The sequence below is a fragment of the Pseudomonas sp. genome (assembly GCF_051660785.1).
GTDB lineage: Bacteria > Pseudomonadota > Gammaproteobacteria > Pseudomonadales > Pseudomonadaceae > Aquipseudomonas.
This window is the reverse complement of record NZ_JBOFQE010000056.1, coordinates 57,405-71,463: the sequence shown is the minus strand read 5'-3', so window position 1 is coordinate 71,463 and position 14,059 is coordinate 57,405. Positions and strand designations below refer to the sequence as shown.

The 14,059-nt window shown below is 58.3% G+C and carries 11 protein-coding genes; 3 read left to right on the top strand and 8 right to left on the bottom strand.

Annotated features, from left to right (window positions below):
- Positions 1-190 precede the first annotated feature (190 nt).
- From ACRC4F_RS13530 to ACRC4F_RS13520, 3 genes are read left to right on the top strand one after another with little or no spacing between them, the layout of a single operon-like run.
- Positions 191-976, top strand: a complete 786-nt coding sequence (locus ACRC4F_RS13530) for a hypothetical protein (RefSeq protein WP_438659745.1) — start codon at positions 191-193, stop codon at positions 974-976.
- A gap of 59 nt (positions 977-1,035) precedes the next feature.
- Entirely contained in the window at positions 1,036-1,764 is a 729-nt protein-coding gene (locus ACRC4F_RS13525) for a hypothetical protein (protein WP_438659744.1), read from the top strand.
- Positions 1,761-2,402, top strand: a complete 642-nt coding sequence (locus ACRC4F_RS13520) for a hypothetical protein (RefSeq protein ID WP_438659743.1) — start codon at positions 1,761-1,763, stop codon at positions 2,400-2,402. The genes ACRC4F_RS13525 and ACRC4F_RS13520 overlap by 4 nt, the downstream gene beginning before the upstream one ends.
- A gap of 23 nt (positions 2,403-2,425) precedes the next feature.
- On the opposite strand, the gene ACRC4F_RS13515 is transcribed toward ACRC4F_RS13520, so the two are convergent.
- The 8 genes from ACRC4F_RS13515 to ACRC4F_RS13480 all read right to left on the bottom strand — a co-directional run bounded on the left by ACRC4F_RS13515 (position 2,426) and on the right by ACRC4F_RS13480 (position 13,944).
- Positions 2,426-5,200 carry a response regulator gene (locus ACRC4F_RS13515; protein WP_438659742.1) on the bottom strand — a complete coding sequence of 925 codons (2,775 nt, stop codon included), beginning with the start codon at positions 5,198-5,200 and terminating at the stop codon, positions 2,426-2,428.
- Positions 5,201-5,299: 99 nt separating this feature from the next.
- Positions 5,300-6,595: a phosphoribosylamine--glycine ligase gene (gene purD / locus ACRC4F_RS13510; RefSeq protein ID WP_438659741.1), complete on the bottom strand. Its 1,296-nt coding sequence runs from the start codon at positions 6,593-6,595 to the stop codon at positions 5,300-5,302.
- 154 nt (positions 6,596-6,749) lie between these two features.
- Positions 6,750-8,357: a bifunctional phosphoribosylaminoimidazolecarboxamide formyltransferase/IMP cyclohydrolase gene (gene purH / locus ACRC4F_RS13505; RefSeq protein WP_438659740.1), complete on the bottom strand. Its 1,608-nt coding sequence runs from the start codon at positions 8,355-8,357 to the stop codon at positions 6,750-6,752.
- Between the two features lie 81 nt (positions 8,358-8,438).
- The gene (gene fis, locus ACRC4F_RS13500; RefSeq protein ID WP_007945216.1) at positions 8,439-8,759 is read right to left on the bottom strand and encodes a DNA-binding transcriptional regulator Fis; all 321 of its coding nucleotides are present in this window, start codon (positions 8,757-8,759) and stop codon (positions 8,439-8,441) included.
- On the bottom strand, positions 8,756-9,766 hold the full coding sequence (gene dusB, locus ACRC4F_RS13495; RefSeq protein ID WP_438659739.1) for a tRNA dihydrouridine synthase DusB: 1,011 nt from the start codon (positions 9,764-9,766) through the stop codon (positions 8,756-8,758). The genes fis and dusB overlap by 4 nt, the downstream gene beginning before the upstream one ends.
- A gap of 185 nt (positions 9,767-9,951) precedes the next feature.
- Positions 9,952-11,169 carry a DUF3426 domain-containing protein gene (locus ACRC4F_RS13490; protein WP_438659738.1) on the bottom strand — a complete coding sequence of 406 codons (1,218 nt, stop codon included), beginning with the start codon at positions 11,167-11,169 and terminating at the stop codon, positions 9,952-9,954.
- Between the two features lie 30 nt (positions 11,170-11,199).
- A complete protein-coding gene (gene prmA / locus ACRC4F_RS13485) occupies positions 11,200-12,078 on the bottom strand; it encodes a 50S ribosomal protein L11 methyltransferase (RefSeq protein ID WP_438659737.1) in 879 nt (292 codons plus the stop codon).
- A 342-nt stretch (positions 12,079-12,420) separates the two neighbouring features.
- Positions 12,421-13,944: a Fic family protein gene (locus ACRC4F_RS13480; protein ID WP_438659736.1), complete on the bottom strand. Its 1,524-nt coding sequence runs from the start codon at positions 13,942-13,944 to the stop codon at positions 12,421-12,423.
- Positions 13,945-14,059: the final 115 nt, after the last annotated feature.

Genomic DNA, 14,059 nt, shown 5'->3' with positions numbered 1-14,059 from the left:
CGAGTTTAAAAGGTCTGAAATCAAGTTTGTTTACTTATGTTTTGACGGGTTGTATTAGATAAATTAGTTGTGCGTGGTTTGTTCTGTATATGGCGTTACATGTTTTGGTTTGTAGAGATTGTCTGGATTGTTTATCGTTCTTTCAGCAAGTTCATGAGGAGCTTGTATTAATGTCGATAAGGAAGAAGTTGTGAATAATGTGTTTAATGAAAGTCATGTTGCTGCTTGTATAGAAAATCTTCAGGCTTATGATCTGGGTGAGTCGCTGGTTATCAGGCCTCGTGGTTTTTTTGCGCAGGGTGAAGAAGTTGAAGTGCCGTCGAAAGGGTCGGTCGTTGGCGAAGGCCTCATTAGTTTCAGCGGTAATCTTACCGGGGTTAACCGCAGTGACGCGCAGAATGCTTTTCACTTTGCATCGATTGTGGCAAACAAACAGTTTCCACTGGAACACCAGGGTAAAGAATGGTACGCGCTGTTCTGTAAAGTCATGGGTGAAGCGGGTTGGCCGACCATCAGCAGGTATTACAACGATCTGGTCGTATCGGGAACGAGTGTCCGCATGGACAAGCTGGTACTGGAGATCCTTGCTTCGGTCGTTACAGGCCTTGCCGTGCCGGGCCCGGCTACTGCGTTGATGCTGAAAACCGCGGGTGATGCAATTGCCGCCCTGCAAAAACGCGATACCGCATTGACGCTTTATGAGCGCAACTTGCTGAATCAGGGTGTAGGCGGAGTAACGACCGGTTCGTGTATCGATGTTAACGGTGCCACAGTCTTTGCCGTTGGTGCAGTACGTTTTACACGCCGGAATTCTTCGACAAAAGTACTGTTTGTCGATACGGATGTTCGTACCGTAGATCTGTATCGCGGTGAGACAGCTTTTGAAAAGAATGATCTGGTGTCGGCGGCTACTCGTGACTTGATTGCATCGAAACTTGTGAAGTATTCGGCTGATAAGCTCGACTACGACATTTGATAGGCGTCTGGAAGGACGGTCGGAATAACGACCGTCCTTCTCTGCGTAGGGGAATATAGATGAGATGTGATTACTCAATATTGATCGTCGGCGCTGCGGTTTTGATAGTACCAAAATCCGAGGATTTGACCGCCTATGATGATGTGGTCAATACGGTGTTGTATGCGCAGTTGGCAGCCAATAAGAAAACAGAACTAGAACCAGGTGCGAGTTGGTATGACACCTACATGAAAGTTTTGGACGGTATCTGGATCTGGCGCAGTAAAGCGCGCGAAGACTTGATTCTACCTCCAGAGAGTGTTGAGTCGGCGGTTCAGTGGGCGGTCGCAGCTATGTCCAAAGTGGGGGCAGATGAAGGGCATGTGACGGCTGAAGTGCTGTCACAAATGGTCAACGAGTCCGACATCAGCCCGGCAGCCAACTTGTTGCGCAGCCATATGCAAAAAATGTCCGCAGAGCAATCCACCGAGCTGCCGGCACCTGCGATGGCTATTCGTTTGCTGGTGATCGTGGCGCCGACACCGACTTCTTTCAGCAGTGTATGCATCGAGCTCAAAACCCATCAATTGCTGAGCTCCAACCCTTTGGCACACCTCTATTGGGGCGAAGATGTACAAGGCATCATCAGCCGCCGTTACGTCCAGGCGCACCTATCGGAAAAGGTATATGCACCTGTACGGGATCAAATTGCTCTGAAGGTCAAAGACCGGATCGGGACCAACGTGGCAATGTTGACCCTGCCCGACGATGCGTGCAGCAGCACTCAGCCAGAGGAGATTCGGTCATGACGGATCTGATTGCACCACCGGCAGCGGTGGTTGGCGGCAGTATCGTGTCGTTCGCCAGTAATCTGCCTGCGTCCCACCGCGAAGACATCTACATGAGCACGGCTTTTGCGCAAAAAGCCACACGCGATGCGGTTAATGATGGTTTATCGGGTGACTGGTTCGACTACTACTGCGGGCAACTCCGTTTTCTGGGATGGGATGTACCCACACCTCGAACGTTTTCGCCCGTGCCCGCCGCTCCGATGGGCAGCAAGGCAATACAACGTATCCGGGAATCCATCGATGATAGATTTTCAGACTCCATCAGCCGCGCTCTGACAAAGTTGGAGCGCAATTCGCAGGCCCTCGAAGTGTTTGAGTCCACGACTCTGAAGGGGAATATCGCCTACTTTCAGATGATTCCGTGCGTGATGAACGGCGCGAACAAGGTGGATATGGCGGTCTATCATCGCAAGTTTACGATAGCGCGAAATATCTCTCGGTTCCTGTTCAACAAAAATGAATCGCTTGAGCAAAAAAGCACCGAACAAATAACCACGATCACCTTCAACACGCTTCATTACGCCACGTTTCGGGAAAAGGTGAAGAAGTCCGTGGTGTCCCAGTCCATGAATTACTTGAGTGCGCTGGACATCTGACCGAGCGTCAGCCCCGAGGGCTCTCAGATGGTCGACACTGTGCGATTCTGCTGATCCCGCTGCGCCACCCAATGCTCGATCAAATCGCGCAATTGCGACAGCTCGACCGGTTTGGCCATGTGTCCGTCCATGCCGGCCTGGCGCGCGCGCTCTTTGTGCTCGGCAAGAATGTGCGCGGTCAACGCCACCACCGGTGTGCGAATCCGCTGATTGCCGACTTCCCAGGCACGTAACTGCTGGGTGGCGGAGAAACCGTCGAGGATCGGCATCTCACAGTCCATCAGGACCAGGTCATAACGCTGCGCTTTCATGGCCTGCAAGGCTTCTTCGCCATTGCTGGCGGTGTCCGGTTGCAGGTTGAGCTTGCCGAGCATGCCGCGAATCACCTTGGTCGAGATGTTGTTGTCTTCGGCCACCAGGATGCGGAAATCACTCGGGACCTTGACCGGAAGCGTCGGGCCGTTGGGCAGGAGTTGCGAGACGGCCGGACCTTTGTTGCGTTGGTTCAGCTCGTCGGCAAGGGTGGTCTTGAGGGTGTAGCCGGCCACCGGTTTGGCGAGGATGCGTTTGATCCCCGAGTTGCGCGCGATGATCTTGCTCGGCGCATTGCTGATGCCGGTGAGCATGATCAGCAGAATGTCGTGGTTCAGGCTCGGGTCTTCCTTGATCTTGGCCGCCAGTTGCATGCCGGTCATGCCGGGCATGTTCTGGTCCAGCAGGACCACGTCGAAATAATCGCGCAGGTGAGCCTTGGTGCGCAGCAGCGCCAGCGCCTCTTTACCGGACGGTACGGCGCTGACGTTCAAGCCCCAGGCGCTGCATTGCTGCACCAGCACTTTGCGGCAGGTGTCGTTATCGTCCACCACCAGCACGCGCGCGCCTTGCAGCGGCCCATCGAGGTCGGAGGTCGGGTGCTCGAGACGATCAGGGTCCAGGGGCAGGGTCAGCCACAAGGTGCTGCCCTGGTTCGCGCCGCTCTTGATGCCGAATTCCCCTTGCATCAGGCGGATCAGCTGACGGGCAATCACCAGCCCCAGGTTGCCGCCCAGACTGGTCGCCGAGAGGAAGTGTTTGCTGTGCAGTTCGGCGTGCATCAACGCGTCGCGTTCTTCGGCCTCCATCGGCACGCCGCTGTCCTGTACGGCGATGCGCAGGCGCGGTTTGGCGCTGCGTTCGTCCAGAGCGACGACGATAAGAATCTCGCCTTCGTCGGTTTTCTTCAGGGCGTTTTCCAGCAGGCTCAGCAAGGTCTGGCGCAGACGCGTCGGGTCGCCGCTGATGACGCGCGGCACTTGCGGCTGGATGAAGCTGATCAGTTCGACGTTCTGCTGTTCGGCCTTGGCGCGGAAGATGCTCAGGCAGTCTTCGATCAAGGCGTTGAGGTCGAACTGCACGTCGTCCAGTTCGATCTGCCCGGACTCGAGCTTCGAGATGTCGAGAATCTCGTTGATCAGGGTCAGCAGTTCGTTGCCGGCGCTGTGGATGGTCTGCACATAGTCACGCTGCTTGACCGACAACGGTGTGCCCAGCAGCAGTTCGGTCATGCCCAGCACGCCGTTCATCGGGGTGCGGATTTCGTGGCTGATCTTGGCCAGGAACTCGGCCTTGGCGTTGATCTCGGCGTTGCTGGCTGCCAGGTCGCGGCTGACGCTGAAACGGTCTTCGGTGATGCTGCGCTGGCGTTCGCCCAATGCAATGCTCATCAACAGGCCACTGATGCAGATGAACACCAGCAGCGTGATGATCAGGCCTTGAGGTGCGACCAGGGTCAGCCCCAGCAGGGCGGGCAACATGATCAGCGTACCGATGTTGAACACCACCATCGCCGCCACGAACAGGCGTGCCGGGCGATACCCCTTCTGCCAGTGATAGGCACCGACGAACAACATGCTCAGACCCGCCAGGGCGACCAGAGCGTAGGTGATGATGTTCAGCGGCAGCGTGTTGACGAACAACAGCAGCAAGCCGCACACCACGATGAACAGAATGTCCCCCAGCAACAGCTTGTTCAGCGGGTGCGACCCGAGCGGGGCGAAGAAGCGATAGGCGAACATCAGGCCGCAGGGCGCCGTCATCAGCAAGGCGAGATAAGCGCCGGGCGTCTGCACTGCGTGCCAGTTGGGCAGCCAAGGGCCGGCCAGATTCAGCAACAGCAAAAGGCTGAGCATCAACAGGGCTTCGCATCCGGCCAGCCAGAGGCTGCTGCGCGAGCGGGTATAGGCATAGCGGACGAGGTTGTGCAGGATCAGCATGCCGATGCAACCGAAGAGCAGGCCGTAAATCAGCATCTGGTTCTGATTGGCCGCGGTCATGATCGCCGATTGCAGGGTGATGTACGGCCGCAACTGATGTTCGGAAACCAGTCGCAGGTAGACGTCGAGGGGTTTGTCGCTTTGCGGCAGCGGCAACATGAAATCGCTGCTGGGCAGGGGACGGTCAGCCTGAGGCTGGCCGGTGCCGGTGTTCAGTTGATCGATCAGCGTGTCGCCGTCGAGCACATACAGGTTGAGACGCGACAGGTCGGGGGCAAATACTCGCAGCAATTGTTCGTGCTTGCCGGGTGCCAGCCTGAAACGCAGCCACAATGCACCTTCGGGCTCAGCGGCGGTGAGGCGGTCGAGTTCGATGGGGCTGAATTGATTGGTGTAGCGAGCGGAACGGATGTCGCTCAGCTGCAGGTCGCCCTGTTCGTCAAGCAATACCGCCCAGCCACTGCCTTGCGCGGCCTGGGCCGGGAGCATGCAGAGCAAGGTCAGCAACGTGACGGTTAAACCTATGGCAATCCTGAGCCAGCGCACGGCGAAATCCCTTCGTAGGTTGATGCCAGATTATTACTATGCGCGGCGCCGGAACAGTCCGGCAAGGGCCTGAAGCTCAAGCCCTGCCGAACGGATCGCTTATTCCTGATTTTCGCCACGCTCGCGGGCAATGGCACGGTAGCCAATGTCCTTGCGATAGAAACAGCCTTCCCAATCAATCTTTTCCGCCAGTTTGTAAGCCTGCTGTTGGGCAGCATCTACGCTGGCACCCATGGCGGTTGCGCAAAGCACACGACCACCGGCCGTTACCACTTCACCGTCCTTGAGCGCCGTGCCGGCGTGGAAGACTTTTCCTTCCAGTGCGGCGGCTGCCTCCAGACCGTTGATAGTGACGCCTTTAGCGTAGTCGCCAGGATAGCCGCCCGCTGCCAGCACAACACCGACGCTCGGACGTGGATCCCATTGCGCTTCGACCTTGTCCAGGGCTTGTGCCAGGGCCGCTTCGACCAGCAACACCAGGCTCGACTGCAAACGCAGCATCACCGGTTGGGTCTCAGGATCACCGAAACGGCAGTTGAACTCGATAACTTTTGGGTTACCAGCCTTGTCGATCATCAGGCCGGCATAAAGAAAACCGGTGTAGACGTTGCCTTCATCGGCCATGCCGCGCACGGTCGGCCAGATCACCAGGTCCATGACCCGTTGATGGACATCGGCAGTGACCACCGGGGCAGGGGAGTAAGCGCCCATGCCGCCAGTGTTCGGACCAGTGTCGCCGTCGCCGACGCGTTTGTGATCCTGGCTGGTGGCCATCGGCAATACGTTCTTGCCGTCGACCATGACGATGAAACTGGCTTCTTCGCCGTCGAGGAATTCTTCGATGACCACGCGCGAACCGGCGTCGCCGAATGCATTGCCGGCGAGCATGTCGCGTACGGCGTCCTCGGCTTCGGCCAGGGTCATGGCAACGATCACGCCTTTGCCGGCAGCCAGGCCATCGGCCTTGATCACGATCGGCGCGCCTTTTTCACGCAGATAAGCCAGGGCAGGCTCGATCTCGGTGAAGTTCTGGTAGTCGGCGGTCGGGATCTTGTGGCGCGCCAGGAAGTCCTTGGTGAAGGCTTTCGAACCTTCCAGCTGCGCAGCGCCGGCTGTCGGACCGAAGCAATCCAGGCCACGGGAGCGGAACAGGTCGACAACGCCAGCAACCAATGGCACTTCCGGGCCGACGATGGTCAGGGAAACGTTCTTCTCGGCAAAATCGGCCAGTTGCTCAAGGGCCAATACGTCGATGGCGACGTTCTCGCACTTGGCTTCAATGGCGGTGCCGGCGTTGCCCGGGGCAACAAACACTTTCTGCACACGCGGATCTTGAGCCACTTTCCAGGCCAGTGCGTGTTCACGGCCACCGCTGCCAATGATCAAAACATTCATTTCAAAAACCTCGGATGACGCTAATTCTGTGGAGCACCGCAGAGATGCTTTTCTGTGGGAGCTGGCCTGCCGGCGATGCAAACAACTCGGTTTATCAGGTAAACCGAGGGGATGCTATCGCTGGCAGGCCAGCTCCCACAGTTGATCGTCGTGCTTAGTGACGGAAGTGGCGCATGCCGGTGAATACCATGGCGATGCCGGCTTCGTCAGCGGCAGCAATCACTTCGTTGTCACGCATCGAGCCGCCTGGCTGGATCACCGCAGTAATGCCGACCTTGGCCGCGTTGTCCAGGCCGTCGCGGAACGGGAAGAACGCGTCGGAGGCCATCACCGAGCCTGCCACCTGCAAACCGGCGTGTTCAGCCTTGATCGCGGCGATACGCGCAGAGTTCACGCGGCTCATCTGGCCAGCGCCGACGCCGATGGTCTGACGGTTCTTGGCGTAGACAATGGCGTTGGACTTAACGTACTTGGCGACTTTCCAGGCGAAGATCAGGTCGTTGATTTCCTGTTCGGTCGGCGCACGTTTGGTCACGACTTTCAGGTCTTCGCTGCCGATCATGCCGATGTCGCGGCTTTGCACCAGCAGGCCACCGTTGACGCGTTTGTAGTCCCAGGCAGCGGCGCGGTCAGCCGACCACTCGCCGCAGGCCAGCAGGCGTACGTTGGCTTTTGCCGCGACGATAGCGCGAGCTTCTTCACTGACGGACGGGGCGATGATCACTTCGACGAACTGACGCTCGACGATGGCCTTGGCGGTTTCAGCATCCAGTTCGCGGTTGAACGCGATGATGCCGCCGAACGCCGATTCGGTGTCGGTGGCGTAGGCCAGTTCGTAGGCCTGACGGATGCCGCCTTCAGCGTCCGGGCTGACGGCAACGCCGCACGGGTTGGCGTGCTTGACGATCACGCAGGCCGGTTTGACGAAGCTCTTCACACATTCCAGCGCGGCGTCGGTGTCGGCCACGTTGTTGAACGACAACTCTTTGCCTTGCAATTGGGTCGCGGTGGCGATGCCGACTTCGGCAGGCTTGGCTTCCACATAGAACGCCGCGCTCTGGTGCGGGTTCTCGCCGTAGCGCATTTCCTGAGCCTTGACGAACTGGCTGTTGAAGGTGCGCGGGAACTCGCTGCGACCTTCGGTGCTGAGGGTGTCAGCGGCCTGGTTCACGGTGCCCATGTAGTTGGCGATCATGCCGTCGTAGGCCGCGGTGTGCTCGAAGGCCTTGAGCATCAGGTCGAAACGCTGAGCGTAGGTCAGACCGCCGGTCTTCAGGCTTTCCAGCACGTTGGCGTAGTCGCTGGCGTTGACCACGATGGCCACGTCTTTATGGTTTTTTGCTGCCGAGCGGACCATGGTCGGGCCGCCGATGTCGATGTTCTCGATGGCGGTCGGCAGGTCGCAGCCTGGCTTGTTGATGGTGGTTTCGAACGGGTACAGGTTGACCGCAACCAGGTCGATCGGCTTGATGCCGTGCTCGTTCATGATCGCGTCGTCGATACCGCGACGACCGAGGATCCCGCCGTGGATTTTCGGGTGCAGGGTCTTGACCCGACCGTCCATCATTTCTGCGAAACCGGTGTAATCCGCGACTTCCACTGCGGCAACGCCGTTGTCGCGCAGCAGCTTGAACGTTCCGCCGGTGGAGAGGATCTCGACGCCCAGGGCTTCAAGCTCTTGGGCGAACTCGAGGATCCCGGTCTTGTCGGAAACGCTGATCAAGGCGCGGCGGATCGGCAGGCGGGTAGTCTGGTCGGTCATTTCAATTTCCATCAAAAGCAAAGGAGTCAGCAAAAAAGGCGACCGGTTTTACGCGGGCGCCTTTCTGGTTTGATTGAATGCTTACAGCAAATCGTACTGCTTGAGTTTCTTGCGCAGCGTGCCTCGGTTCAGTCCGAGCAGCTCGCTGGCCTTGGTCTGGTTGCCCTTGACGTAGTTCATCACGCACTCGAGCAGGGGCGCCTCGACTTCGGAAAGCACCAGGTTGTACACATCCGTGACGGCAGCGCCCTCAAGGTGGGCGAAATAATTGTGCAGCGCCTTCTCGACACTCCCGCGAAGGGTCTGACCTTCTTCGCTCGGCGTATTGAGGTGCTGTTTCAAATTCACGTTGTCGCTCACGGGTGCTGTTCCACTCACTAAAGTCTCGGTCATCATCGTCATGCGGCCACCTCGTCTTCGTCCCCTGTCAGGCTCTTATAACGTTCGGCGAAGAAGCCCTGAACGTTGGCGCATTGTGCTTCCGTATCTTCCAAACGATTGAAGTGGGCGCGAAACTCCCTGGCGCCCGGCAAGGTTGCGAGATACCAGCCCACATGCTTTCGAGCGATACGGACGCCCATGACGTCTCCATAGAAGACGTGCAGGGCAGCCAGATGCTCTAGCAGAATGCGTTCCACCTCGATCAATTCCAGCGCCGGGAGTTTTTCGCCGGTACGCAGGAAATGGTCGATCTCGCGAAAAATCCATGGCCGCCCCTGAGCGGCCCGGCCTACCAACAGGCCATCGGCACCGGTTGCGTCGAGCACGTACCGGGCCTTCTCGGGTGAATCGATATCGCCGTTGGCGAAGACCGGGATCGACACCGCCTGCTTGATCGCGGCAATGGTGTCGTACTCGGCTTCACCGGTGTACAGATCGGCACGGGTGCGGCCATGGACCGCCAGCGCCGTAATGCCTGCCTGCTCGGCGATCTTCGCCACCGTCAGACCGTTCTTGTTGTCCCGGTCCCAGCCGGTACGGATCTTCAAAGTGACCGGCACATCAACCGCGGCCACGACGGCCTGCAGGATCTCGGTGACCAATGCCTCATCCTTCAACAGCGCGGAACCGGCGGCCTTGTTGCAGACCTTCTTCGCCGGACAGCCCATGTTGATGTCAATAATCTGTGCGCCCAGTTCGACGTTGGCCCGGGCCGCATCCGCCAGCATCTGTGCATCACCCCCGGCGATCTGGACCGAGCGTGGCTCGGGATCACCTTCGTGAATCATGCGCATCCGCGATTTGCGGGTGTTCCACAAACTCATGTCGCTGGTGACCATTTCCGAGACTACAAGCCCTGCGCCCAGTCGCTTGCACAGCTGACGAAAGGGCTGGTCGGTGACACCCGCCATGGGGGCGAGAATCAAGCCGTTGTGCAATGTATATGGACCGATGCGTACCGCCGACATAGGACTTCCCTGTTGTGGGGCCGGATCATGAGAGTTCGAAAAAGGGTTGGCATGATACCCGCTCTCGATGACTGGATAAAGGCTGAATTGAACAAAATCTGAACAGTAATTCTGTTATCGCCAGCGGTTTGGTATGAGCGGTCAAAGTCAGAAATATGCCGTCAAAGCCGTAGCACTGAACCGTTTCACTCGGGCGAATGGAAGCTCAGGCTGTAATTCACCGCTTTGGCGCCTGGATCGAGGATATCCAGTGCGATGTGGATCGGCGTTTGCGGCGGCATCTCCGCCATGCCTTCGAGATCACCGTTGAGGTACTCGCCGGGCTTGAAGCGACGGCTGGCGATCAGGTGACCATTGAGGTCGGCGAAGCGCAGTTCCAGCAGTGGAAACGGCTGGGAGAACGGTGCACGGTTATAGATGATTGCATCGACCACAAGCGCACCGTTGAATTCGGGGTGACTGCGGACCACCAGGTTGCTGCTTTTGATTTTCGCGATGTCGACTTTGGATGGCACCGTGCAACCGAGTTGCGGGCACAGTTGCTGGAACCATGGACGGTACTGGTCCTGACGCGCCAGTTCGTCGAAGTGGTAAGCAACGTACTGGCCAGCGAGCGCGGCAGTACCAAGCAGGACCAGCAGCAGCCAGAAAAGCCGGCGGCCCCAGGGGGAGCGACGTTTCTGCCAATCCAGTTGCAGCGGGTCGTCGGTCAGGTCCTGCAAGGCGTCGGAACGTTCGGTCGCCTCGCTGCGTTCGTGGCGCTTGCGCAGGGGCACAATCGGGGGCAGGTCGTCGTCAGGTGCATCGGTTGCCGACAGACGATCATGGCGCAGGGGCATATCGAGCGGATCATTCAGGCGCAGTTGCGGCACCTGGGGCTCGTCGTCCAGATCAACCGGTTCCAGCGAGAATGAAGGCTCGGTGCGCGAGTGCTTGTCCGGTTCTGGCTGCGTTTCCCGTTGGTCGGCTTCGACCGCCTGGGCGCGATCGGCTGCCGATTCGCTGAAGAGGCTGTCGGACCAGGGTTCATCGTCGTGCTCGACAGAGTCGCGGCGAGCACTGAGGCCATTTTCGCGATGCCGGCCAAATTCCGTGGTCGGCTGGATTTCCCGTTGTTCAAGCCGGGCGAGTTCTTCGTCCAGGTCCAGGCTGTCCAGGTCCATTTCCGTGGCGGACCACTGCTTCTGGCTGATGGCGCGCGGTGGTGGCGGTTCGACAATGGCCGGGGCTGCAGGTGTGACGGTTTCCTTGTCGGCCCGTTGCTCAAGCAGCTGCTTGGCGGCGTTGAACACCTGCAAGCAGGAGCCGCAACGAACCACTCCACGGGCCACGCTCAATTGAGCATGGCTGACGCGGAAGCTGGTTTGGCAATGCGGGCACTGGGTGACGAAGCTGTCGGTCATGCGGCGATCCGGTTTATGCAGGCGCTCATTCTAGCGCCGACGGCCAGTGATGCGCACCCAGCCATCGCGATTGGCGATCGGGTCCAGATCGAAGTCCTGGGCATAGGCCTTGGCGACTTCTTCACCTTGCTCGGCGAGGATCCCCGACAGGGCCAGTCGACCACCGGGTTTGACCAGGCTGGACAGTTGCGGCGCCAGGGAAACCAGCGGGCCGGCAAGAATGTTGGCCACCAGCACATCGGCTTTAACCTGCGGCAGATCTTCCGGCAGATACAGCGGGAAAAGTGCGTCGGCGATGTTGTTTCGCCCGGCGTTGTCGCGGGAGGCTTCCAGGGCCTGCACGTCGATGTCGGTGCCGACCGCTTCCTTGGCGCCCAGCAGCAGGGCGGCAATCGCCAGAATCCCCGAGCCGCAGCCAAAGTCGAGCACGTTGCAGTCTTTGAGGTCCTGACCGTCGAGCCATTCCAGGCACAGTGCGGTGGTCGGGTGCGTGCCGGTGCCGAACGCCAGGCCCGGGTCCAGCAGAATGTTCACGGCGTCAGGTTCAGGAGCAGCGTGCCAGCTGGGAACGATCCACAGGCGTTGACCGAAGCGCATGGGCTGGAAATCGTCCATCCAGCTGCGTTCCCAGTCCTGGTCTTCGATGACTTCGCTGTGATGCTCGGGCAGCGGGTTGCCGGTCAGCAGCTCGAGATGGGCCAGTACGCTGGCGGCTTCGGTGCCGCCCTCGAACAGGGCCAGCAGGTGCGTGTGCGACCACAGCGGCGTGGTGTTGAGTTCCGGTTCGAAGATCGGCTGATCTTCGGCGTCCATGAAGGTCACCGACACGGCGCCCACTTCAAGGAAGGCGTCTTCGTAGGTTTCGGCTTGTTCTGGGCTGATGGCGAGACGGACTTGCAGCCAAGGCATGGCGGGCACCTTTGAAAAATATTGATTGCAGCCTAGCGGGCTGCGAGAAGCGCGCAAGTTTACGCGAGCGCGCGACAGAAGACGACCGGGTAGACGGAGGCCGCAAGTGAACAAATCACCTGTGGCGAGGGAGCTTGCTCCCGTTCGGCTGTGCAGCAGTCGCAAAACCATCCATCTCATTGAATCAGACAGAACCGGATCGACTGTCTTGGGACTGCTGCGCAGTCCAGCGGGAGCAAGCTCCCTCGCCACGGGGTTGTGTGCGGTAATCTCCAGAAACAACAAAGCCGCACGAGGGTGGCTTTGTTGGTCTGGATCACATCTTAGTGCTGATTCTTCGCATTATTGACTTTGAACCATTGCAAAGCCTTTTTTCGTCAGGCGATAGCGTTGCAGGCGACTGTTAGGTTGCCCAGGCAAGGTCATTTCAAGGGCTCCGGCAACGATGGCTGGCAGTATGTAAGCCTTGCGGAAGTGGTCGGCGTTTTTCAGGCTCATGGCGGTTTGTAGTTCTTGCCTGCTCATTTCGCCAGCAACAACTTTCAAAAGCGCAGCGACTTCCATGGTGACTTCCATGGTGACTTCCATGGTCGTAGCTTCCGTGCGTTGCGATTGAGGATGTGCGGGCAGCCGCACGACATAAGAAATTCGGTCATCGTCGGTTTCAAATACCGGTGCAGGTGAGCCATTGGCAGCCATGACCTTGAGGATTTTCGGGATCCCTGTCGAGCGGCCTTCGGTCAGGTCCAGCTCTTTCAAGAACTCCCCAATTCTCCGATTACGGTAGCGGCGGCTCACGGCACGACCCGCTCGCAGATCTTCCAGGCGGATAGAGCGATCAGGTCCCGGAAAGCTCAATATCACCAACTCTTCCTGGCTGATGCGGACCTCGATGGGTTCACGCTCCTCATAGGAACGGTGATACACGGCGTTGACCAATGCCTCTTCAATAGCCGGGAAAGGAAAGTTCCAGACTCGTGTGGCCTCTGCGCGATCCTGGTGCTTTATCACCGTTTCACGAAGATAATTGCGCTGGATATAGGCCAAGGCTTCGCGCGTGATGGTTGCAAGAGGCCCCTTGAATATTTTTTCATCAAATCGGTCTCCGCCAGCCCCTTCGGGAAACCAGAGCACATCAATTTGTGTTCCCGCAAAGAATCGATCAGGCGCGTCGCTGAATAACATTAGCCCGACATTCTTGGGCCACGGCGATTCAGTCGGGCCGCCCACGATATTCATTTGTCTGCCTAGTGCCTCAATAGACAGGTTGTCAGCATCTTCTGCGAGGGCGCTTCCAATCTCTTTGAGGAAACTTTTCATCAGTGGTTTGGACAGGTCGCTGACACGAGCACCCAAGTTGAATCGATCATCGAAAGGCACCTTGGCAGCAAGGCTCAAGAGTTCCTGTTCGGTTTCTCCCTTGGCTTCCACCGTGCTGCTGTAGCGCCGGATGTAGTAGTGCAAGCTACGGTGTTTGGCCGTCACTGCGGCAGGGGCTTTATAGGGCCGATTTTGCCCGCCCGGTGCCCATAGCACGATTAATTTGCGGCCCTCGACCTCTTCTACACTCAGCACCGGGAAGTAGGCGGGCTGAATTGATTGGCAAGCTGCCAGCAATTCGAGCTGAGTCTTGTCCAGCGCCTGATCGGCAAGCCCCAATGGAGGGAAGATCGGCTGGCCGTTTGCATCGCAGTCTTGCCCAATCACCACATACCCGCCACCCAGGTTTTCAAAGTCATTGGCGAAGGCGCAGATTGTGCGAATGATCGGGTCGGGGTTCCAGCCCGTTTTGTATTCGATTCGCTCACTCTCGACTGTCCGCTGGCGCAGCAAATCGTTGAGATTGATCGGTAGTTTTTGAGGCATAGGCAGGTTCTGGTTCGTCGGCGTTGCGCTGATGAGAGGGCGATTATAGTCAGCCCGCACAGGCCAATGTGTGTCAGTTAAGCCCCGTAGGGTGTAGATGAAATCTCCAGAAACA